The sequence below is a fragment of the Massilia sp. 9I genome (assembly GCF_902506415.1).
Lineage (GTDB): Bacteria > Pseudomonadota > Gammaproteobacteria > Burkholderiales > Burkholderiaceae_D > Telluria.
Genome location: NZ_LR733275.1, coordinates 484,466 through 505,277 on the forward strand (window position 1 = coordinate 484,466; position 20,812 = coordinate 505,277).

General features: G+C 65.9%; 18 protein-coding genes. 9 read left to right on the top strand and 9 right to left on the bottom strand.

Annotation, left to right across the window (positions count from 1 at the left end):
• Nucleotides 1-115 precede the first annotated feature (115 nt).
• Together GV068_RS02205 and nhaA are read left to right on the top strand one after the other, a co-directional pair.
• Nucleotides 116-1,600, top strand: a complete 1,485-nt coding sequence (locus tag GV068_RS02205) for a sodium:alanine symporter family protein (RefSeq protein ID WP_159695792.1) — start codon at nucleotides 116-118, stop codon at nucleotides 1,598-1,600.
• Between the two features lie 118 nt (nucleotides 1,601-1,718).
• On the top strand, nucleotides 1,719-2,930 hold the full coding sequence (gene nhaA / locus GV068_RS02210; RefSeq protein ID WP_159695793.1) for a Na+/H+ antiporter NhaA: 1,212 nt from the start codon (nucleotides 1,719-1,721) through the stop codon (nucleotides 2,928-2,930).
• Here the strand turns inward: nhaA and GV068_RS02215 are convergent.
• Complete coding sequence (locus GV068_RS02215) at nucleotides 2,927-3,412, bottom strand: DUF2199 domain-containing protein (protein WP_159695794.1); 486 nt, start codon at nucleotides 3,410-3,412, stop codon at nucleotides 2,927-2,929. The genes nhaA and GV068_RS02215 overlap by 4 nt on opposite strands.
• A 21-nt stretch (nucleotides 3,413-3,433) precedes the next feature.
• A complete protein-coding gene (locus tag GV068_RS02220) occupies nucleotides 3,434-4,648 on the bottom strand; it encodes a hypothetical protein (RefSeq protein WP_159695795.1) in 1,215 nt (404 codons plus the stop codon).
• A gap of 196 nt (nucleotides 4,649-4,844) precedes the next feature.
• Here GV068_RS02220 and GV068_RS02225 point away from each other — a divergent pair, with 196 nt between their 5' ends.
• Nucleotides 4,845-5,411 (top strand): hypothetical protein, encoded by a 567-nt coding sequence (locus tag GV068_RS02225; RefSeq protein WP_159695796.1) that lies wholly within the window; start codon nucleotides 4,845-4,847, stop codon nucleotides 5,409-5,411.
• 70 nt (nucleotides 5,412-5,481) lie between these two features.
• Here the strand turns inward: GV068_RS02225 and GV068_RS02230 are convergent, their stop codons facing one another.
• Both GV068_RS02230 and GV068_RS02235 read right to left on the bottom strand, forming a co-directional pair.
• The gene (locus GV068_RS02230; protein WP_159695797.1) at nucleotides 5,482-6,141 is read right to left on the bottom strand and encodes a class I SAM-dependent methyltransferase; all 660 of its coding nucleotides are present in this window, start codon (nucleotides 6,139-6,141) and stop codon (nucleotides 5,482-5,484) included.
• Nucleotides 6,142-6,158: 17 nt separating this feature from the next.
• Nucleotides 6,159-7,097 carry a CysB family HTH-type transcriptional regulator gene (locus GV068_RS02235; RefSeq protein WP_159695798.1) on the bottom strand — a complete coding sequence of 313 codons (939 nt, stop codon included), beginning with the start codon at nucleotides 7,095-7,097 and terminating at the stop codon, nucleotides 6,159-6,161.
• A gap of 180 nt (nucleotides 7,098-7,277) precedes the next feature.
• Between GV068_RS02235 and GV068_RS02240 the strand changes: the two genes are divergently transcribed.
• The 6 genes from GV068_RS02240 to cobA are packed head-to-tail and all read left to right on the top strand — an operon-like array spanning nucleotide 7,278 to nucleotide 13,257.
• Nucleotides 7,278-8,966: a nitrite/sulfite reductase gene (locus GV068_RS02240; RefSeq protein WP_159695799.1), complete on the top strand. Its 1,689-nt coding sequence runs from the start codon at nucleotides 7,278-7,280 to the stop codon at nucleotides 8,964-8,966.
• The gene (locus tag GV068_RS02245) at nucleotides 8,959-9,522 is read left to right on the top strand and encodes a DUF934 domain-containing protein (RefSeq protein WP_159695800.1); all 564 of its coding nucleotides are present in this window, start codon (nucleotides 8,959-8,961) and stop codon (nucleotides 9,520-9,522) included. The genes GV068_RS02240 and GV068_RS02245 overlap by 8 nt, the downstream gene beginning before the upstream one ends.
• A gap of 10 nt (nucleotides 9,523-9,532) precedes the next feature.
• A complete protein-coding gene (locus GV068_RS02250) occupies nucleotides 9,533-10,249 on the top strand; it encodes a phosphoadenylyl-sulfate reductase (RefSeq protein WP_159695801.1) in 717 nt (238 codons plus the stop codon).
• A 26-nt stretch (nucleotides 10,250-10,275) separates the two neighbouring features.
• Nucleotides 10,276-11,214, top strand: a complete 939-nt coding sequence (cysD, locus tag GV068_RS02255; RefSeq protein ID WP_159695802.1) for a sulfate adenylyltransferase subunit CysD — start codon at nucleotides 10,276-10,278, stop codon at nucleotides 11,212-11,214.
• Nucleotides 11,214-12,521: a sulfate adenylyltransferase subunit 1 gene (locus tag GV068_RS02260; protein WP_159695803.1), complete on the top strand. Its 1,308-nt coding sequence runs from the start codon at nucleotides 11,214-11,216 to the stop codon at nucleotides 12,519-12,521. Before cysD ends, GV068_RS02260 begins: the two co-directional genes overlap by 1 nt.
• A gap of 13 nt (nucleotides 12,522-12,534) precedes the next feature.
• Nucleotides 12,535-13,257, top strand: coding sequence for a uroporphyrinogen-III C-methyltransferase (cobA, locus tag GV068_RS02265; RefSeq protein ID WP_159695804.1), 723 nt, complete (start codon nucleotides 12,535-12,537; stop codon nucleotides 13,255-13,257).
• Nucleotides 13,258-13,279: 22 nt separating this feature from the next.
• On the opposite strand, the gene GV068_RS02270 is transcribed toward cobA, so the two are convergent.
• From GV068_RS02270 to lptF, 5 genes are all read right to left on the bottom strand, one after another.
• Nucleotides 13,280-15,385, bottom strand: coding sequence for a DUF4214 domain-containing protein (locus GV068_RS02270; RefSeq protein ID WP_159695805.1), 2,106 nt, complete (start codon nucleotides 15,383-15,385; stop codon nucleotides 13,280-13,282).
• A gap of 184 nt (nucleotides 15,386-15,569) precedes the next feature.
• A complete protein-coding gene (locus GV068_RS02275; protein WP_159695806.1) occupies nucleotides 15,570-17,927 on the bottom strand; it encodes a DUF4214 domain-containing protein in 2,358 nt (785 codons plus the stop codon).
• Between the two features lie 174 nt (nucleotides 17,928-18,101).
• The gene (locus tag GV068_RS02280) at nucleotides 18,102-18,470 is read right to left on the bottom strand and encodes a sirohydrochlorin chelatase (protein ID WP_159695807.1); all 369 of its coding nucleotides are present in this window, start codon (nucleotides 18,468-18,470) and stop codon (nucleotides 18,102-18,104) included.
• Entirely contained in the window at nucleotides 18,470-19,654 is a 1,185-nt protein-coding gene (gene lptG, locus GV068_RS02285) for an LPS export ABC transporter permease LptG (protein ID WP_159695808.1), read from the bottom strand. Before lptG ends, GV068_RS02280 begins: the two co-directional genes overlap by 1 nt.
• A complete protein-coding gene (gene lptF / locus GV068_RS02290) occupies nucleotides 19,651-20,808 on the bottom strand; it encodes an LPS export ABC transporter permease LptF (RefSeq protein WP_159695809.1) in 1,158 nt (385 codons plus the stop codon). Before lptF ends, lptG begins: the two co-directional genes overlap by 4 nt.
• Nucleotides 20,809-20,812: the final 4 nt, after the last annotated feature.

Below are 20,812 nucleotides of genomic sequence, written 5' to 3' on the forward strand. Positions count from 1 at the left end.
GAAAAAATAAGGGTAGGAATCAGCAAACTCTTCGGGTATCTTTGCTATCCAGAAAAGCCGGGCAGCGTTCCCGGCCACGATCCATTTGAACGAGTTTGCCAGGGGAACTACTGAAATGCACGATTTGGTCAACGCAATCAACGAGTATGTCTGGAGCCTGGCCCTGATCGGCCTGTGCCTGGGCGCCGGCCTGTATTTTTCGATCCGCTCGCGCTTCCTGCAGGTGCGCCACATCGGCGAAATGCTGCGCCTGATGATGGAGGGGAAAAGCTCGGACCAGGGCGTGTCGTCCTTCCAGGCCCTGGCCATGACCCTCGCCGGCCGCGTCGGCACCGGCAACATCGCCGGGGTCGCCACCGCCATCACCTTCGGCGGCCCTGGGGCCGTGTTCTGGATGTGGATGGTGGCCTTCCTTGGCGCCAGCTCGGCCTTCGTCGAATCGACACTGGGCCAGGTCTACAAGGAATCGATCAACCGTGAATTCCGTGGCGGCCCCGCCTTCTATATCGAGAAAGGCCTGGGCGTGAAGTGGTATGCCGTGTTGTTCGCCATCGTGACCATCATTGCCACCGGCCTGCTGCTGCCGGGCGTGCAGGCGAACTCGATCGCCGAAAGCCTGAAGACCGCCGCCGGCGTCGACACCACCTACACCGGCCTCGCGCTCGCCGCGGTGCTCGGCTTCATCATCTTCGGCGGCGTCAAGCGCATCGCAACCTTCGCCGAATACGTGGTGCCCTTCATGGCACTCGGCTACATCCTGGTGGCCTGCGCCATCGTCGCGATGAACATCGAGCAGCTGCCGGGCGTGATGAAACTGATCTTCACCTCGGCCTTCGGTACGGACGCCGCCTTCGGCGCCATCATCGGCATGGCGATCCAGTGGGGCGTCAAGCGCGGCGTCTACTCGAACGAAGCCGGCCAGGGCACCGGCCCGCACGCCTCCTCGGCCGCCGAAGTGAGCCATCCGGCCAAGCAGGGCCTGGTGCAGGGCTTCTCGGTCTACGTCGACACCCTGTTCGTGTGTTCGGCCACCGCCTTCATGCTCCTGATCACCGGCCAGTACAACGTACAGGCGCCGGACGGCAGCCCGATGTTCGTCGGCGTGCAGGGCGTGGCCTCGGGCCCGGGCTATGTGCAGACCGCGCTGGAAAACATCATGCCGGGCTTTGGCTCCCTGTTCGTCGCCATCGCCCTGCTGTTCTTCGCCGGCACCACCATCGTCGCCTATTACTACATCGCCGAAACCAATATCACCTACCTGAACCGCAAGATCCATCGTCCCTGGCTCACCCTGGTGCTGAAGCTGTGCCTGATCGCCTCGACCTTCTACGGCGCCGTCAAGACGGCGGACGCGGCCTGGGCGCTGGGCGACCTGGGCGTCGGCCTGATGGCCTGGCTGAACCTGATCGCCATCCTGCTGATGCGCGACACCGCGTTCAAGTGCCTGCGCGACTACGAAGCGCAGAAGAAGCTGGGCAAGGATCCGGAGTTCGATCCGGTGGCGCTGGGCATCACGGGCGCGCATTTCTGGGAGCAGCGCGTGGCGCAGGCGAAAGCGCAGCCGAAGGCAGGCGACCCAGTCCCGACTGAGATCGCCTGAGTCCTGCATAACGCCCGGCGTACGCCGGGCGTGGTATCATCGAAGCGGGTGATCGTGCCGTCCCGGCACGACAGGATGCGCGATGGTCGGGCCGCCACGCGGCTTATTCGCGACCATCATGCACAGCATCCCTCCCGCTCCCGCCCGTTTTTCCCTCTCCCGCAGCTTCAAGGAATTCACCGCTTCGAGCAAGGCCGGCGGCATCGTCCTGATCGCCTGCACGCTCGTCTCGCTGGCGCTTGCCAATTCAGCGCTCGGCCCAAGCTACCTCGGTTTCTGGCACCAGTACGTCGCTGGCCTCTCCATCGAGCATTGGATCAACGACGCCCTCATGGCGGTCTTCTTCCTGCTGATTGGCCTGGAGCTCGAACGCGAGCTGTACAACGGCGAACTGTCCGACCTGCGCAATGCCATGTTGCCGATGCTGGCGGCCGCTGGCGGCATCGCGGTGCCGGCGCTGATCCACTTCGCATTCAATGGCGGCAGCGCCACCCAGGCCGGTGTCGGCATCCCGATGGCGACCGACATCGCCTTTGCCCTCGGCGTACTGGCCCTGCTGGGCAGCCGGGTGCCGGCCTCGCTGAAGATCTTCCTGACCGCGCTCGCGGTGATGGACGACCTCGGCGCGATCGTCGTCATTGCCCTGTTCTACACCAATGACCTCGCCTTCCTCTACCTGCTCGGCGCACTGGCCGTATTCGCGGCCCTGGTGGCGATGAACCGCTTGCTGCACGTGATGGCGCTACTGCCCTACCTGATCGGCGGCGCACTGATGTGGTTCCTGATGCTGAAGTCCGGTGTGCACGCGACCATCGCCGGCGTGCTGCTGGCCTTTGCGATTCCTTATTCCGCCAAGGAAGACGATGTGGAATCGCCCTCGCACCGGCTCGAGCACATCCTGCACAAGCCGGTGACTTTCCTGATCCTGCCGGTATTCGCTCTGGCCAACACGGGCATCGTGATCGGCGCGGGCTGGGCCGCGGAACTCCTCAGCGCAAACAGCCTCGGCATCATCCTCGGCCTGGTGATAGGCAAGCCCGTCGGTATCTTCCTGTTCAGCTTTGCAGCGGTCTCGCTCGGGCTGTGCCGCCTGCCGCTGGACCTAGCCTGGCGCCATATCATGGGCGCCGGCCTGCTGGGCGGGATCGGCTTCACGATGTCCATTTTCATCACCAACCTGGCGTTCAGTGGCGCGCCGGATGCGATCAATGCGTCCAAGATGGCGATCCTGCTTGCCTCGCTGGTGGCCGGCATCGCGGGATTCACCTGGCTCAAGCTGCTGGGTGCGCCACACGCGTCCGATCCCGATCGGGCAACAGTGGACCGCTAGGCAAAAAGTGCGGTGTACTCAGCAATGCGGTGCACATCGACGCCTTGCGACTGTTCGAGATATAGCTGGTGTGTGCCCGGCTTGAGGAACACCTCGGGCCGGACGGTCGGTCCACTCAAGCGCAGCTGCGCCTCCAGGCCCAGCGAGCCGGGCGCCGTCGGGACCTCGTTGGCGAGGTGCGCCGGCATGGGCGGCTCGTGACGTTGCTCGTCGGACTCCCACAGGTCGTAGATGCGATCGAACGCGGCCTGGCTGACTTCCACCCACAAGCCGATGCAGTACGGGATGTCGCGGCCTTCGACCGGCAAGGGGAGGACGGCCCGGATGAAAAAGCGCTTGCCTTCGATGACGCAGAGGTCGCTGTTTTCCCGAACCAAGCGTGCCCGTTCGTCCTCCGTCATTTTCGCAGCCGCGTCCGGACGGCGGAAGGTCAGCTCCATCTCTTCCAGCGGGTGCTCTTCGCCGCATTTCGAACAAATCATCTCAGGCATCCTAATGTGGGATCAGTCGCGTGCGGCATCCAGCATGGCCAGGACCGCTGCCTTGTTGCCTTCTTCCGGCCAGCCGTCCGTGTGGCCCACTACCTTCCCGTCCTTGAGGACGAAGAACCGGGGCACGCCCGACCCGTCGACAGCGCGCCATGCTGCCAGGTCGGCGGGAACGCCCATCGGCATTGCCGGATTGGCCGCATTCCACTCACTGATGAAATGGAAGGGAACCCCGGACGTGGGCGGCGTGAGGATCAACAGGTTTGCCTTATGCAGGCGCGCCTGCAGGTCGGCATCCTTGTGCAGCGCGGCCAGGGCGTTTTCCGAAAAATGGCATCCGGCGTCGACCACCATGATCACCTGCGTTCCCTTGGGCGCCGGTGCCGCTTCGCGCGTCAGCGTATGCGTAGCCCGGTCGTACCGGAAGAGGCTGCGCCCGGCGAAGCCGCTGCCGAGCGGATCCTTCACTATCGGGATCGCGCGCTGGGCCAAATCCGGCCTGGTGGCGGCGAAGGTCCGGGCCTGGGCAAACTGGCGTGTCGTCATCATTGCTTGCAGCACCTGGCCGTCCAGCATGCGTCGGGTATCGACGCCGCGCGTCGCCAGCTCATGATGAACGCGCAACATATCTGGCAGTGCGGTGCCGGGATGGTCGAACTCCATTCTCCAGGCTGCTTCGAACAAGGGCAGCAGGTCACCGAGCGGCTGGCGGCGCAGCGCAGCGGCGCCCATCCGTTCGCCGAACAGCCGCGTGTAGTGCTGCAGCTGGACGACGGGAGAGCGAACAGTGGCGCCAGTCTTCGATGCTGCATGACGTCGCTCGGCTTCGCCGTCCGCGATCCGGTTGAATTCCAGTTGTCGCTGCGCGAGCTCGGGAGACGGGTCGGGCAAGCGCAAGGGTGTCCCGACTAACTGGCGCTGGAACAGGTCCATCTGTTCCGAACTGTCCAGGAATGCAAGCAAGGCCGCCAACTGCCGCTGATCCAGTTCGCGCACGATGGACAGGAAACTGAACCCGCGGGACTCGCCAGCTTCATTCCATTGCATCGACCGCAGCAGGCTACGCTTGCCATGGGGCGTCAAGGCATCGAGCGGTGTCGGCTGGCCTGATGCCAGTACGGCCTCGAGCTGGGCTTTGGTTCGCACGACGGGAGGGTCTGCCGCCTGGACCGAGGCGGTGCACATCGCAAGCGCAAGCAAGAGCACAGATGGGGAAAGGCGGCTAGGCATGGTCCCTCCAACGAATGGTCGACCAGGCCAGTATATCGGCGGCAATCGCAGTATTGACGGCTGCGATGATCGCGGGCGCCACTTTATGTCGGGCGGGTAGACCCGCTACGGTGCCTGCAACATTTCCTTACAGATGAGCAACCGCGCTTAACGGTCAGGCAACAGAGAATGAACTCCCCGCTTTTCGACCGACACCATGAAACTCGCCACCTTCGCCCTCGCCGCCGCCTTCCTCTGCACCCAGTCCCTCGCCTACGCCGTCCCCGTTACCGACTGGCGCGCCGACGAGCTCCTCATGCAGGCGCCGGAGATCAAGAAAGAACTCGGCCTGACCGACAACCAGAACCTGCTGTGGGAACAAAGCCTGCGCAAGACGCGCGCCATCCTTCGGCTGCGCAAGGAGCGGCGCGACGAACTGGATGCCGCGTCGCGCAAGCTGGCGGCCGAACCGGGAGTGGAAATCAGGACGCTCGCCGCGGCGCTCGCCGACGATGCCGCCTCGGTCCACGACGAAGACAAGGAATTGCGCGAGATCTGGTTCACCATGAACGACGCCCTCGACGACCGCCAGCGCGCGCTGGTGCTGGTGCGCTTCAGGAGCATGCTCGAGCGCCAGCCGCCGGGACCGGGCGAAGGCCGCCCGGAACGGGGCAGCAAGCCGGAAGGAGGTGAACGTGGGGGACGTGGTGGCCGCAACGGACCCGGCGGTGCAAGTCCCTCCGGCGGCGGCAGTATCGGGATGGGGATGGGCCGCGGTTTCTAGGCCTGCCCTGGCGGCACGACGGACTTGGGCACCGGCCTCCGCCGGTGCGACGATCTGCTAACGGTAGCTCTTACTTCAGGCGGCAGGTCAGCGCCCAGCAGCTGTCCCAGCGGCCGATCTTGATCTCGCGGACCGCCGTGCCGAGGCGCTTGCGCAGGGCGCTGTCGGTCGGGTAATTCTTGGGCAGCTCGTGGCGTTTGCCGTCCGCATCGACGAATTGGGCGAAGGTATTGCCCTGGGCGTCGGTGCGTGCGGTGGTCGGGCTGGCGCCTTCGACGTATTCGTCGTCGATCAGCACCAGCAACGTGTCCTTGCCGATGCGCGCGCGCAGGCCGGCCAGGAAGGCGTCCTGCTGGTCTTTCGTGAAATGCGACCACAGGAAACCGGCGAACACCGCGCTGAATTTACCGATGTCGGTCGGCAGGTTCAGCGCGTCGACCACGCGGTATTCCACATTCTCCAGGCCTTCGCCGTGCTCGCGCGCGACGTCCAGCATCGCTTCGCTGATGTCGGTGGCCAGCACCGATTTCGCCGTCTCGGCGATTACGTCGGTGAAGAAGCCGGTGCCGCAGCCCAACTCGAGCACGGTGTGATCGCGCATCAGTTCGGCAACCTGCTCGGCCACGTCGTCGAGGTCGTCCTGGCGGTCTTCGTCGCTTTCGTCGTGAAACTGGGCGTCGTAGTGTTCCGCGATGGCGGTGTAGAAGTCTGCGACAGGGTTATTGCTCATTGGTATTTCCTTGATTCTTACAGTTCGTAGTTTTCGCCGCCGCGCATGGCGGACTCGACCATCTTGCGGTTCAGGGTCGGCGCCAGCAGTTCGATGAAAGTATAGATATAGCTGCGCAGGTAGGCGCCCTGCTTCACCGCCACCCTCGAGATGTTCATGCCAAACAGCTGGCCGACGGGAATGGCGCGCAGGTTGCGGTCGCGCTCGGGGTCGAAGGCCATGCCGGCGATGATGCCGACGCCCATGCCCAGCTCGACATAGGTCTTGATGACGTCGGCGTCGATGGCTTCCAGCAGCACGTCCGGCTTCAGGTTGCGCAGGCCGAAGGCATGATCGATCTTGCTGCGCCCGGCAAAGGCCGCGTCGTAGGTGATCACCGGGTAGCTGGCGATCTCTTCCAGCGACACCGCCTTAGAGCGCGTCAGCGCGTGCTCCGGCGGCACCACCAGTACGTGTTCCCACTGGTAGCACGGCAGCGTGATCAGGCCCTCGATGGCGGCGATTGACTCGGTGGCGATGGCGAGGTCCGCCTGGTCGTTCTTGACCATGTCGGCGATCTGCTTGGGATTACCTTGCAATAAAGACAAGCGCACCTTGGGGAATTTCTGCATGAACGCCTGCACCACCTTGGGCAGCATGTAACGCGCCTGGGTATGGGTGGTGGCGATGGTGAAGCTGCCGCTGTCGTGGGCGGCGTACTCCTTGCCGATGCGCTTGAGGCTGTCGATCTCCTGCATGATCAGTTCGACCGACTGCAGCACCAGGCGGCCCGGCTCGGTCAGCCCGCGGATGCGCTTGCCGTGGCGTGTAAAAATGTCAACGCCCAGCTCTTCCTCGAGCTCGATGATGGCTTTCGAGACCCCGGGCTGGGAGGTGAACAGCGCCTTGGCCGCATCGGTCAGGTTGTAGTTCTGGCGGACGGCTTCGCGCACAAAGCGCAGCTGGTGAAGATTCATGAAGTGTTTTTGGGTCTTGTGTTTGTGTCAGCAGACGACATTTTAAGATGCTTATTCAAGTTACGCATATAAGCAAATGAAATCTCCGTAGTTTGGAATATATAGAGTGGTCCGTACACTTGGCTAATCATTTATCGGGTGGACAGTGTAGCAATTGGTCTACCCACACTGGACGAGACCATGTACCGCTACGACCACTACGACCATCTCATCGTGCGCGAACGCATCGCGCAGTACAGCAGCCAGGTGGAGCGCCGCCTGAACGGTGAGCTGACCGAAGAAGAATTCCTGCCGCTGCGCCTGCAGAACGGCCTCTACATGCAGCGCCACGCCTACATGCTGCGCGTCGCCGTGCCCTACGGCCTGCTGGCATCGAAGCAGATGCGCATGTTCGCTCATATTGCCCGCAAGTACGACCGCGGCTATGGCCATTTCACCACCCGCCAGAACATCCAGTACAACTGGATTGACCTGGAACAAACGCCAAGCATCCTGGAAGACCTGGCCTCGGTGGAAATGCACGCCATCCAGACCTCCGGCAACTGCATCCGCAACATCACCACCGACGAATTCGCCGGCGTCGCCGCCGACGAGATCATCGATCCGCGTCCCTTCGCCGAAATCCTGCGCCAGTGGAGCACCTTCCACCCCGAGTTCATCGCCCTGCCGCGCAAGTTCAAGGTGGCGATCAACGGCGCCGTGGAAGACCGCGCCGCGATCGCCGTCCACGACATCGGCCTGACCCTGGTGCGTAACGAGGCGGGCGAAGTCGGCTTCAAGTTCATGGCCGGCGGCGGCATGGGCCGTACCCCGATCCTGGGTTCGGTCATCCGCGACTTCCTGCCGTGGCAGCACCTGCTGACCTATACCGAAGCCGTGATGCGCGTGTATAACCAGCACGGCCGCCGCGACAACAAGTACAAGGCCCGCATCAAGATCCTGCTGAAAGCCCTGGGCGTGGAAGAATTCACCCGCCAGGTCGAAGCTGAATGGGTTGACCTGAAGGATGGTCCGGAAACCCTGACCCAGGAAGAATTCGACCGCGTCGCGCAATGGTTCCAGCCGCACGGCTATGCCACGCTGGAAGACACCGACCCGACCGCGGCGCATCCGGACAACCGCGCTTTCGCCAACTGGCTCAACCGCAACGTCAAGCCGCACAAGGTGCCGGGCTATGCCGCCGTGGTGCTGTCGCTGAAGAAAACCGGCGTGCCGCCGGGCGACGCGACCTCCGAGCAGATGGACTTCGTGGCGGATCTCGCCGACAAGTACAGCTTCGGCGAACTGCGCGTGACCCACGAGCAGAACCTGGTGCTGGCCGACGTCGAGCAGTCGAAACTATTCGAGCTGTGGCAGCTGGCCAAGGCCAAGGGCCTGGCGACGCCGAACATCGGCCTGCTGACCGACATCATCTCCTGCCCGGGCGGCGACTTCTGCTCGCTGGCGAATGCCAAGTCGATCCCGATCGCGGCCGCCATCGCGGAACGCTTCGACAACCTCGACTTCCAGCACGATATCGGCGACATCGAACTGAACATCTCGGGCTGCATCAACGCCTGCGGCCACCACCACGTGGGCGCCATCGGCATCCTCGGCGTCGACAAGGACGGCAGCGAGTGGTACCAGGTGTCGATCGGCGGCTCGCAGGGCAACAACTCGGCGATCGGCAAGATCATCGGCCCGTCCTTCTCGGCGCAGCAGATGCCGGAAGTGGTCGGCCGCCTGCTGGAAGTGTATGTGCGCGAGCGCTTCGAAGGCGAACGCTTCGTCGATACCGTGCAGCGTCTCGGCATCGCGCCGTTCAAAGAATATGTGTATGCCACGCCGATCGCGGCGGGCGAACTGGTTGGGGAAGACCACTATGCCTAATTTTGTCCTGCACAAGCAGATCATCAAACACCGCGAAGTGGTCGACGACGACTGGACCGTGCTGCGCCTGGCCGAGGGCGAAACGCCGGAAGCCGTCGAAGTCCCGGAAGGCAAGTTCATCGTGCCCTTGACCGTGTGGCAGGCGCAGCGCGCCGCGCTGAGCGGCCGCGCCGCCATCGGCGTCTGGCTGGCCCCGGACGAACAGGCAGCCGCCATCAAGGAAGACCTGGGCCGCTTCGGCGTGATCGCCGTCGACTTCCCGAAGTTCTCGGACGGCCGCGGCTACTCGACCGCCTTCAACCTGCGCAAGCGCCTCGCCTATACCGGCGAACTGCGCGCCATCGGCGACGTGCTGCGCGACCAGCTGTGGCCCCTGTCGCGCGTCGGCTTCGATGCTTTCGCCACCCGCCAGGACCGCAGCATCCACGATGCGCTCAAGGGCCTGACCGTGTTCTCGGAAACCTACCAGGCTTCGGTCGACCAGCCGCTGCCGCTGTTCCGCCGCGCGCCACGTGGCACGCCGCCTGAGCTGACCGATATCGGCGCGGGCATCTGAGGAAAGCATCATGAGCGACCTGCACCACCGCGTCGAGGAAACCCAAGCCATCCTGGCGCGCATCGCCCGCGATTTCTCGCCCGCCGTGTTCGCATCGAGCCTGGCGGCCGAGGACATGGTCCTGACCGACCTGATCCTGAAAGCGCAACTGCCGATCGGGATCTTCTCGCTCGAGACCGGGCGCCTGCATGCCGAAACCCTCGACATGCTGAACCGTGTGCGCGACACCTACGGTTATGAGATCGCCCTGTTCAAGCCTCAGCCTGAAGCGATCGAAGCCTACGTGGCGCAGAACGGCCTGAACGCCTTCTACGACAGCGTCGAGATGCGCAAGGAATGCTGCCGCGTGCGCAAGGTCGAGCCTCTTGGCCGCGCCCTGGCCGGCAACAAGGCCTGGATCACCGGCCAGCGCCGCGCGCAGTCGACCACCCGCGCCGAACTGGCCGTGCAGGAAGACGACGCAGCGCACGGCCTGCAGAAGTTCAATCCGCTGGCCGACTGGTCGGAGGAAAACGTGTGGGAGTACCTGCGCGCCAACAAGGTGCCCTACAACGCCCTCCACGACCGCGGCTATCCGTCGATCGGCTGCGAGCCCTGCACCCGCGCGATCCAGCCGGGCGAGGACGTGCGCGCCGGCCGCTGGTGGTGGGAAAACCCCGAATCGAAGGAATGCGGCCTGCACGTGGTCGACGGCAAACTCATTCGCATCAAATCCGTGGCGGCCTGAAGCTTCCACCAACAGATAGAACAACCATGACGACCCTTCTCGACAATCCCGCCGTGCTCACCGACGTGAACGCACGCCACCTCGACGCCCTGGAATCCGAGGCCATCCACATCCTGCGCGAAGTGGCAGCCGAATGCAGCAACCCCGCCCTGCTCTTCTCGGGCGGCAAGGATTCGGTTGTCCTGCTGCGCCTGGCCGAGAAGGCTTTCCGCCCGGGTAAATTCCCCTTCCCGCTGGTGCACATCGATACCGGCCACAACTTCGACGAGGTCATCGCCTTCCGCGACGCCCGTGTGCTTGAGTTGGGCGAGCGCCTGATCGTCGGCTCGGTCGAGGATTCGATCAAGCGCGGCACCGTACGCCTGCGCAACCAGGCAACCGACTCGCGCAACGCGGCCCAGGCCGTTACCCTGCTGGAAACCATCGCCGAACACGGTTTCGATGCCTGCATCGGCGGCGCCCGCCGCGACGAAGAGAAGGCGCGCGCCAAGGAGCGCATCTTCTCCTTCCGCGACGAATTCGGCCAGTGGGACCCGAAGGCCCAGCGTCCGGAACTGTGGGACCTGTATAACACCCGCGTCCACCCGGGCGAGAACATGCGCGTGTTCCCGATCTCGAACTGGACCGAACTCGATGTGTGGCAGTACATCGCCCGCGAGAAGCTGGCCCTGCCCTCGATCTACTTCGCGCACGAGCGCCAGGTGATCCCGCGTAACGGCCTGCTGGTGCCGCTTACACCCCTGACCCCGGCGCGCGATGGCGAGCAGGTCGAGACCCGCACCGTGCGCTTCCGTACCGTGGGCGACATCTCCTGCACCTGCCCGGTCGCCTCGACCGCCAGCACCGTGGACAACATCATCGCCGAAACCGCCGTCACCGAAGTGACCGAGCGCGGCGCGACCCGGATGGACGACCAGACCTCCGAAGCCTCGATGGAAAAACGCAAGAAGCAAGGATATTTCTGATGAACGCCATGACCGACAATCTCAACCAAAGAGGCCTGCTGCGCTTCATCACCGCGGGTTCCGTCGACGACGGCAAGAGCACCCTGATCGGCCGCCTGCTGTACGACAGCAAGGGCATCTTCGCCGACCAGCTGGCCGCCGTCTCGCGCTCGAAGCACAAGCGCACCGTGGGCGACACCATCGACCTGTCGCTTCTGACCGACGGCCTGGAAGCCGAACGCGAACAGGGCATCACCATCGACGTGGCCTACCGCTACTTCGCGACCCCGAAGCGCAAGTTCATCATCGCCGACACCCCGGGCCACGAGCAGTACACCCGCAACATGGTGACCGGCGCCTCGACCGCCGACGCCGTGATCATCCTGGTGGACGTCTCAAAGGTGAAGCTCGGCGACGACGGCAGCGTCGCGCTGCTGACCCAGACCAAGCGCCACTCGACGATTGCCAAGCTGCTGCAGATCGAGCACGTGATCGTGGCCGTCAACAAGATGGACCTGGTGAACTACGACCAGACCGTGTACGAGCGCATCGTCGCGGCCTACCGCGAGTTCGCCGATTCGCTGGGCCTGAAGGACGTCACCGCGATTCCACTGTCGGCACTCAGCGGCGACAACGTGGTGACGAACTCGGACAACATGGCATGGTACCAGGGCCCGACCCTGATCGAGCTGCTGGAAGCCTTGTCCGTCTACGACGAATCGCACGACGCGCCCTTCCGCTTCCCGGTGCAGCTGGTGGCGCGCCACAACGGCCACGAAGCGAACGACTTCCGCGGCTATATGGGCCGCATCGAATCGGGCAAGGTCTCGGTTGGGGATAAACTCGTCGTGCAGCCATCGGGGCAACAAGCGACCGTGAAGGAGATCGTGACCTTCGACGGCTCGCTGCAGACCGCCACGGCCGGCCAGTCGATCACGCTGCTGCTGAACGAATACCTGGACATCTCGCGCGGCGACCTGCTGGCAAGCGCCGAGCAGCCGGCGGCCCAGCTCAAGCAGGTCGTGGCCGACGTGTGCTGGATGTCGGACGAGCCGCTGGATGCGCGCCGCAAGTACTGGATCAAGCACGGCACCCGCCAGACCGGCGCCAAGATCAAGCAGGTCGACAGCATCCTGGACGTCAACACCCAGCAGCGTCACGCAGCTGATGGCCTGAAACTGAACGACATCGCCACCGTGCAGCTGACCGTCCAGCAGCCGCTGGCGGCCGACGCCTACGCCGACAACCGCGCTACCGGCGCCTTCATCCTGATCGACGAAGTCACCCACCAGACCGTCGCAGCGGGTATGATCCGACTGGATCAATAAGCGAAGGACTTGTATGGCGGTGCTGGGAAAAGTCTATCTGGTCGGGGCCGGCCCCGGCGCGGCGGATCTCATCACCGTGCGTGGCGCGCGCCTGCTGGCGCAGGCCGACGTCGTGCTCTACGACGCCCTGGTGACGCCCGAGATGCTGGACTTGTGCCGCCAGGCCGAGCTGATCTCGGTCGGCAAGCGCTCTGGCCAACGCTCCACCGCGCAAACCCTGATCAACCAGCAGCTGGTCGACTGTGCGCGCAAGTTCAGGCACATCGTGCGCCTGAAGGGCGGCGACCCGATGCTGTTCGGGCGCGCCGACGAGGAACTGCGCGCGCTGGAAGCTGCCGGCATCGAAGTGGAAGTCGTGCCCGGCATCACCACCGCGGTGGCCGCCGCCGCTGCGACCAAACAGCCGCTGACCAAGCGCGGCGTGGCGCGCAGCGTCGCCTTCTTCACGTCCAGCACCGCGCCGGACGAACCCGATCATCCTGCCCTGCCGGAAACCGACACCCTGGTCCAGTACATGGGCGGCCGCGAAGCTGCCGCCACCGCCGAGCGCCTGCTGGCGGAAGGACGGCGCTCGGACCTGCCGGTGGTCATCGTGGAAAACTGCAGCCGGGCCGACGAGCGGATCGTGCGCATGACGCTGACGGACCTGGCACGCGGACTGGAGCCGGGCCATGGTCCGGTGTTGGTGATGCTCGGTGAGGCGCTCGCGATGCGCGAGCACCAGCCACCCGATTAATAGCGCGCGCTCTAAGGCTCTCTCACGCCCACGGCGTAAACTCGATCCCGTTCTGGATCGCCCCGATCACCTGCGCCTGGTTCTCGCCGCTTTCGCTGAAGTAGGACAGCACCTGCGCGCGCGGCACGTGCTGCTCGCCCAGCGCCATCATCCAGTAGTCGCGTCCCGCGCCCTCCGCCGAACGGTGCAGCACGTTGTTGTACAGGAGTTCGACGAACTGGGCGTCGCTGGCGTTGGCGCCGTACAGCTGCTTGAACTCGGCGCTGCCCGCGAAGCCGGCCGCGACCTGCTCCAGCGACTGGCCCGCATCCATCTGCTTGATCCAGTAGCCCACGCCCTCCTTGTCCGGCGTGCGGTTGAAGGCGGCCTGGTACAGGCGGTAGGCCTTGCCGGCGATGCCATCGATGTCCAGCGCGACCGAGACGTCGCTGAAGGCGATGCGCTCGACGCTGACGAGGGTGTCGACGCCGCTCTGGCCGACGTTATCGATCACGGTGGCGGTGCCGCTCGCACCCGGATCGCGCAGCACGGTGAAGCCGCTGCGCAGACCCGCATAGCTGACGGTGTCCACGCCGCCCATGCCGTCCAGGCGCTCGCTGCCGACACCGGCGACCAGGTGCTTGCCGCTGTCGCTCATCGCGGCGCTGCCGCCGCCGATGTCCATGCCGCCGGTGAGCACGCGCACTTCGACCTGCGTGGTGCCGCTGGCTGCGGTGTCGACCCAGGCGGCGGCGAAACCGCCGTTTGCCAGGGCCGTCAGTTCCGGGCTGGCCTGGTCGCCGGCACGCGCTTCGTTGATGGCGAACTCACGCTGGTCGATGGGGTAGCCGCCGGCGTCGAAGCGGCGGCCGAAGACGCCGTTGGCGTCGAAGTCGCCGCTGCCCGATTGCCAGGCCACCACGAAGCCGCCGTCGGACAAGGCGGTAACGGTCGCCTCGTAACGCCCACCGCCACTATCCAGGTTGGCCTGGGTGAGCGCGCCGACCTTGTTGCCCGCGGCGTCGTAGCGCTGGAAGAAGATGTCGCTCATCGAGAAGCCGATCGGCTCGTTGGCGTAGCTGTCCCAGGCGATCACGTAGCCGCCGTCCGCCAGCGTGGCGATGCTCGGCAGCGGCGCCGCGGTGCTGAGGCTGGCCGCCAGGCCGTCGCCGCTGACGATGGCCGCCGCCCCGCCCTGCGCCGCCACGTAGACGTTGCCGTCGCCGATCTCGCCCCAGCTTACGGTGTAGCCCGCGCCGGTGGCGGCGATGCTCGGGCTGAAGGCGGTGCCGAGGGTACCGTAGACGGCTTCCGCGCCCAGTGCGTTGCCGTTCGCGTCCATCACGCGCACATGAACCTGGCCGCCGGCGCGCCAGGCGACGGCGAAGGAACCGTCGCGCAGGGTCACGACGTCGGGCATGGCGGCATCCGCTGCGGCGCCACCGACCAGCACTTCGCCGGCCTGGTTGCCGCCCACGTCGGCGATCTTGAAGGCGATGCGCGGCTGGCCGCCGCTTGAGGTCGTGTATGCGGTCACGAAGCGGCCGCCGCTCAGCGCGGCCACCGCGGGCTGGCCCTCGGCCACGCCGTCCCACGACGGGGTTAGCGCAAACGCCGCGGTACGGGCGTTGCCGGCGGCGTCCGAGACGCGCGCCCAGATCGCATTGTCGGCGCCCTGCCAGACCGCGGCGAAGCCGCCGTCCTGCAGCGTGGCCAGCGCCGGGTTGGCGGCGCTGCTGCTACTGCCTTGCGCGATGTCGCTGCCGAAGCCGTTCAGTTCGCGCGTGCTGCCCGCTTCCACCGTGTACACCAGGGTCTCGGCAAAACCGCGGCCCGGGATCGGGTTGCCGTAGCCGTCGATCTGGTAGCGGTCGTAGTAGTGGGCGGTGACGGTGACCGGCGTGCCGGCCGCCGGCATCAGTGCAGCGTTGGCGACCACCAGGCGCGCGGAAGTGTCGGTGGCCGGGTTGTACGAGATCGTGAACAGGCCCGGGATCGACTGTGCGTCGATCACCCAGCGGCCGCTGGTCAGCACGCCGAAGTCGATCGGGGTCAGGATGGCGGCGGTGTCGCCGGTGCGCAGGCTCGTCAACAGCGTATCGCGGTCGTCGATGATGCCTACTGGGGCGTAATCGGTGTCGGTGCTCATGGAATGTTGGCTCGGTAGGTGCGGCGCAGGAAGCGCTGGATGAATTAATGATGCCCTACGCCAACATTTTTTTACAGTGGGAAATCAAATTCCTTACGGCAATGAAGCGCAAACCCAACACAAGATTGCTGCCTTCCCAAGACAGTTGGCAGACTGGATAACATGCCTGCCAACTGAGTTGTCCTCATGCCCACGGCAGGTAGTCGATACCGTCCCGGATCGCGGCGATCACCTGCGCCTGGTTCTCCGCGCTTTCGCTGAACTGGGCCAGGACCTCGGCGCGCGAGACGCCGTGCACCGAGAGCGACGCGACCCAGAAGTCGCGGCCGGCGCCTTCTGCCGCGCGGTGCAGCACGTTGTCGTACAGGAGCTCGACGAACCGGCTGTCGCTGGTCGCGGTCCCGTACAGGTGCGCGAACTCGCTGCTGGCTGCAAACGCCGCCGCCACCTGGCGCAGGCCGGCGCCCGCGTCCATCATGCCGATCCAGTAGCCGATGCCAGCCTTATCGGGTGCGCGGTCAAACGCGGCGGCGTACAGGCGATAGGCCTGGCCGGCGGCGCCGTCGATATCGAGGGCCACCGCGACGTCGGTGAAAGCGATGCGTTCGACGTTCACCAGCAGGTCGCTGGCCCCGGCCTTGTCGGCCACGTTGACGCCGTCGACTCCCCGCTGCAGCGTGAATCCGGCCTTGGCGCCGGCATAGCTGACAGTGTCGAGACCATCGAGTGCGTCGATGCGCTGGTTGCCGGCGCCACTGCCGGCGCGGATCAGGTCTGCGCCGACGTGGCCGCTGACTTCGACCTTCGGCACCGGAGTCAGCACCGGCGGGGGCGGCATGGCGACGACCGGTGGGACGCTCGGCGCCGGAGCCGGGGCTGGCGCCGGTGCGGCCGGGACGGGAGCCGGGATCACGGGTGCGGGCGCCGGCGTCGGCACGACAGGTTCCGGCGTCGGCGCCGGCACGATCGGATCCAGCACGACGGGCGGCGGCACGACAGGATCAGGCACCACCGGATCAGGTACTGCGGGCGGCGGCAGGCCCACGCCACCGCCGGGCGGCGTGCCGGTCTGGGCGCCGCTGCCCGCGCCGCCGGACGCAGGCGGCGTCCCGGCCAGCACTCGCGCTTCGACCTGGGCCGCTCCACCATCCTGGGTATCGATCCAGGCGGCCGCGAAGCCGCCATGCGCGAGCGCCGTCAAGGCCGGACTGGCCTGGTCGCCGGCGCGTGCTTCGTTGATGCCGAATTCGCGCAGGTCGAGCGCGTTGCCGCCCGCGTCGAAGCGGCGCCCGAACACGCCGTTGGCGTCGAAGTCCCCAGCCTCTGCCTGCCATGCCAGCATGAAGCTACCGTCGTCGAAAGCGGAGAGCCGGGCTGCGAAGCGCCCGCCGCCGCTGTCGACGTTGGCCTGGGTGACGGCGCCGAGCGGCGCGCCGGCGGCGTCGAAGCGCTGGAAGAAGATGTCGCTGATCGCGAAGCCGAAGGGCGAGTTGGTATAGCTGTCCCAGGCCACCACGAAGCTGCCGTCGGCCAGCGCCACGATCTCGGGCAGCGGCGCGGCGGTGCTGACACTTGCGGCCAGGCCGTCGCTGCTCACCTGCACGGTCGCGCCGCCCGGCAGCGCGGCGTACACGTTGCCGTCGCCGATCTCGCCCCAGCTGACGGCATAGCCGGATCCGAGCGCCGTCAGGCTCGGACTGAAGGCGCTGCCGAGGGTGCCGAATACTTTCTCAGCGCCGATAGTACTGCCGCCCGCGTCCACCTGCTGCACGTGCACCTGGCCGCCGGCGCGCCAGGCGATGGCGAGCGAACCGTCGCCCAGGGCGACCAGATCGGGCATCGCGGTGTCGCTGCCCCTGCTTACGGCGAGGTGCTCTGGACCGAGACTGCCGTCGGCGCCGGCGATGCGCCAGGCGATGCCGGCGTCGGTGGCATAGGCGACGGCGAAGCGGCCGTCACCCAGCGCAGCCACCGCGGGCGCGGCGCCCTGCGCCGCAAGGGTAAAGGCGGCGCCGTTTGCGGCGCCAGCGGCATCGCGCACCTGGGCCCAGAGCGCGCCGCCCGGGCCCTGCCACACGGCCGCGAAGCCGCCGCCCGCCAGGCTGGCCAGGGCCGGGCTGCCGGCGCCGGCGCCGCCCAGCGTGAAGTCGGCGCCCAAGCCGTCCAGCTCATGGGAGGTCCCCGCTTCCACCGTGTACACTAGGGTTTCGGCAATGCCGCGCCCCGCGAGCGGATTGCCGCTGCCGTCGAGCTGGTAGCGGTCGTAATAATGGACGGTGACCGAGACGCCCACGCCGGCCTCGGGCAGCAGGCTGGCGTCGTTGACCAGCAGGCGTGCGGCGGTGTCGACGGCCGGATTGTAGGCAATGCTGAACAGGCCCGGACGCGACTGGCTGTCGATGAACCAGCGCCCGCCGGTGAGCGGGCCGGTGTCGATGGCGCTCAGGGTGGCGGCCAGCTGGCCGCTGCGCAGGGTGGTGAAGAGGATGTCGCGGTCGTCGACGATGCCGACCGGCGCGAAGTCAGTGATTTCTGTGCTCATGGCATCGTTCCTGGAGAGTTGGAACATGATGCCGCACGGAATTTTCTATTTAAAGACTGGAATTAAATTTCCAGCGATCAATACACAAAAAGACAACGGAATATTGGCAGAATGGGCAAGCGAGTTGTCTCCTTGCTCAGCAAACTGCAAAAACCGCAATAGCGTTTTGTTATGCTAGCCGAGCGAACGGATGCAGTAATCCGTCATGGCCGCTTGCACGCCGGGGTCTTCGCCGATGGCGCCGGCGACCTGCAGGCGCAGGCCGGGATGGGCGGTGCGGATGCCGTCGGCCAGCTGCGGCAGGTCGCGCAGCAGGTGCCCGCCCTGCCCCAGGAATACCGGCACGATGGTAATGTCATCGACGCCCTCCTGCACCAGCGCGGCCACGGCCTCCGGCAGGCGCGGCTCCATCAGCTCCAGGAAGGCCAGCGTGACGCGTACCTCCGGCAGGCGCGCCTGCGATTGGTCGCGCAGGCGCTCGAAGGGCGCGGCCCAGCTCTGGGCGCGGGCGCCGTGCGCGAACAGGACGAGTGCGCGCTTCATCAGTGCCGCTCCACCCAGCGCAGCGCGCCGATCGCCAGCAACAGGAACAGGAAACTCGGCGCGGCCGCGGTGAAGAAGGCCGGCAGCGCGGTCAGCACGCCCAGGCTCGAGAACAGCGCATTGAGCAGCAGGAAGGCCACGCCGATCATGATGCCGACAAAAATCTTCAGGCTGACGCCGCCGCTGCGGGTGTGCAGGTAGGCGAAGGGCAAGGCCAGCGCCATCAGCACCAGGATCGACAGCGGATCGATGATCTTCTTCCAGAAGGCCACCTTGAAGCGCTCGGTCTCCTGGCGGTTCTCGGCCAGGTGGCGGGTGTAGGCCGCCAGTTCGTTGGCCGACATGCGCTCGGGTTCCGAACGCGACACCGACAGGATCTTGGGCGTGATCTCCGAGGCCAGGTCGAGCGTGTCGAGCTTGCGCGTGGCCACCGCCGCGGTCTCCTGGCCGAAGCTGGCCGCGATCGACTGTCCCTGCGGCACCGGCGTGCCGGGCGCCGGCAGCGTGCGGCTGTTGCTGAACACGGTCTCGATCACGTCGTTCAGGCGCCAGGTATTGTTACCGCTGTAGCGGCCGCTCTTGGCGGTGATCAGGGCGCGCATGCGCATGTTGGCGTCGAACTCGTACAGGCGCACGTCGTCCAGCTGGCCGTCGGGACGGATCTGGCGCACGTTGAAGAAGCGGGTGCCGACAACCGGGCCCTTTACTCCTTCGCTGTGGACACTGTCCTTAGTCCACATACCCGAGCGGAAGTCGGCCGAGAGCGCCGAGCCCTTGGCCGCCAGGCGCACGCGTTCGGCCAGCGGGGCCGTGCGCGGCGTGATCAGCTCGCCGAACACGAAGGTGATCAGGACCAGCACGATGCCGATCTTGAACAGCATCCAGCCCGCCATGCGCGTCGACATCGACGAGGCGCGCATGATGGTGAATTCCGAACTCGAGGCGAACTGCGCCATCGTGTAGATCGTGCCGAGCAGAGCCGCGACCGGCATCACCTGGTAGATGTTCCCCGGGACCAGCAGCAGCACGTACATGATCGCGTGCTGGAACTCGTAGCCGCCCCGCCCCACCGCCGGCAGTTCGCTGGTGAGGTCCATGAAGGAGATCAGGGCCAGGAAGGCGACCAGCACGAAGGCGGTCGCCTGCGCGATGTTGACCGCGAAATAGCGTTGCAGGATGCTCATTCGGCCTCCGCTTTCACCAGCGGCGTCGCCGCTGCCAGTTGCGGCGCGCGGCGGCGCTTCCAGGCGCCCAGCAGCGCCAGCGGATGCCAGCGGTGATTGACGTTCAGGCGCCAGGCGAACAGGCCCGCCACCGTCAGCGCCGCCGCCAGGTGCAGCGGCCACCAGGCCACGTCGAAATCGAGCTTGGCGCGCTTGACGCTGTTTTCCATCAGCTTGTTCAGGTTCAGGTAGGTAAAGAAGATCAGCAGCGCCAGGATCATGTTGGCCGAGCTGCCGGCGCGCGGGTTGACGAAGCCGAGCGGGATCGCCAGCAGCATCAGCACCAGGCAGATGATCGGGGCCGAGATGCGGTCGAGCAGCTCGGCGCGGGTGTACTGGTTTTCCACCTGCAGCAGCACCGCGGTCGGCAGCGCGTTGCTGGGCGTGTCGGTGCCGAGCACCGGCGCGCGGGTAGCGACGCGCATCTTGTAGCGCTCGAATTCCATCGACTGGAAGTCGGCCTGGCCTGGTTTACCCTGGTAGCGCCGGCCATTACTCAGCACCAGGTACTGGCCGCCCTTGGCATCGGTCTCGATCACGCCTTCCTTGGCGACCACGATCGAGGTGCCGTTCTTGTCCTGCGAATTGACGAACACGTTCTGCACCACGGTGGCGTCGCCGCTCGAGCGTTCGACAAAGAACACGCGGTCGGCCGAGGACGATTCGCGGAACTGGCCGGGCGCGACGCGCTTGAGGTCTTCGCGGCTCTCGAAGCGCTGGACGAACTCGAGGCGCTTGGCCTGGGCCCAGGGCGTGACCACCAGCGACAGCACCCCGACCACCACCGCGATCGGCAGGCCGAAAGTGAGGACCGGGAGAATCCAGCGCCGCAGCGACATGCCGGAGGCGAACCACACCACCATCTCGGAATCGCGGTAGCTGCGGGTGACCGCGGCCAGCACCGAAATAAAGGTGGTGAGGGTAAGAATGGTCGGAAGGTTATCCAGGACCGCGAACGCGATCAGGGCCAGCACGTCGGCCGAATCGACCTTGCCGCCGGCGGCCTTGCCGAGGACCCGGATCAGGGTCCAGGTGACCAGGATCGTGAACAGCACCGTAAAGGTGGCGCCGGCGGAGCTGACCAGTTCACGTTGCAGGGCGCGTCGAAAGATCATTCAA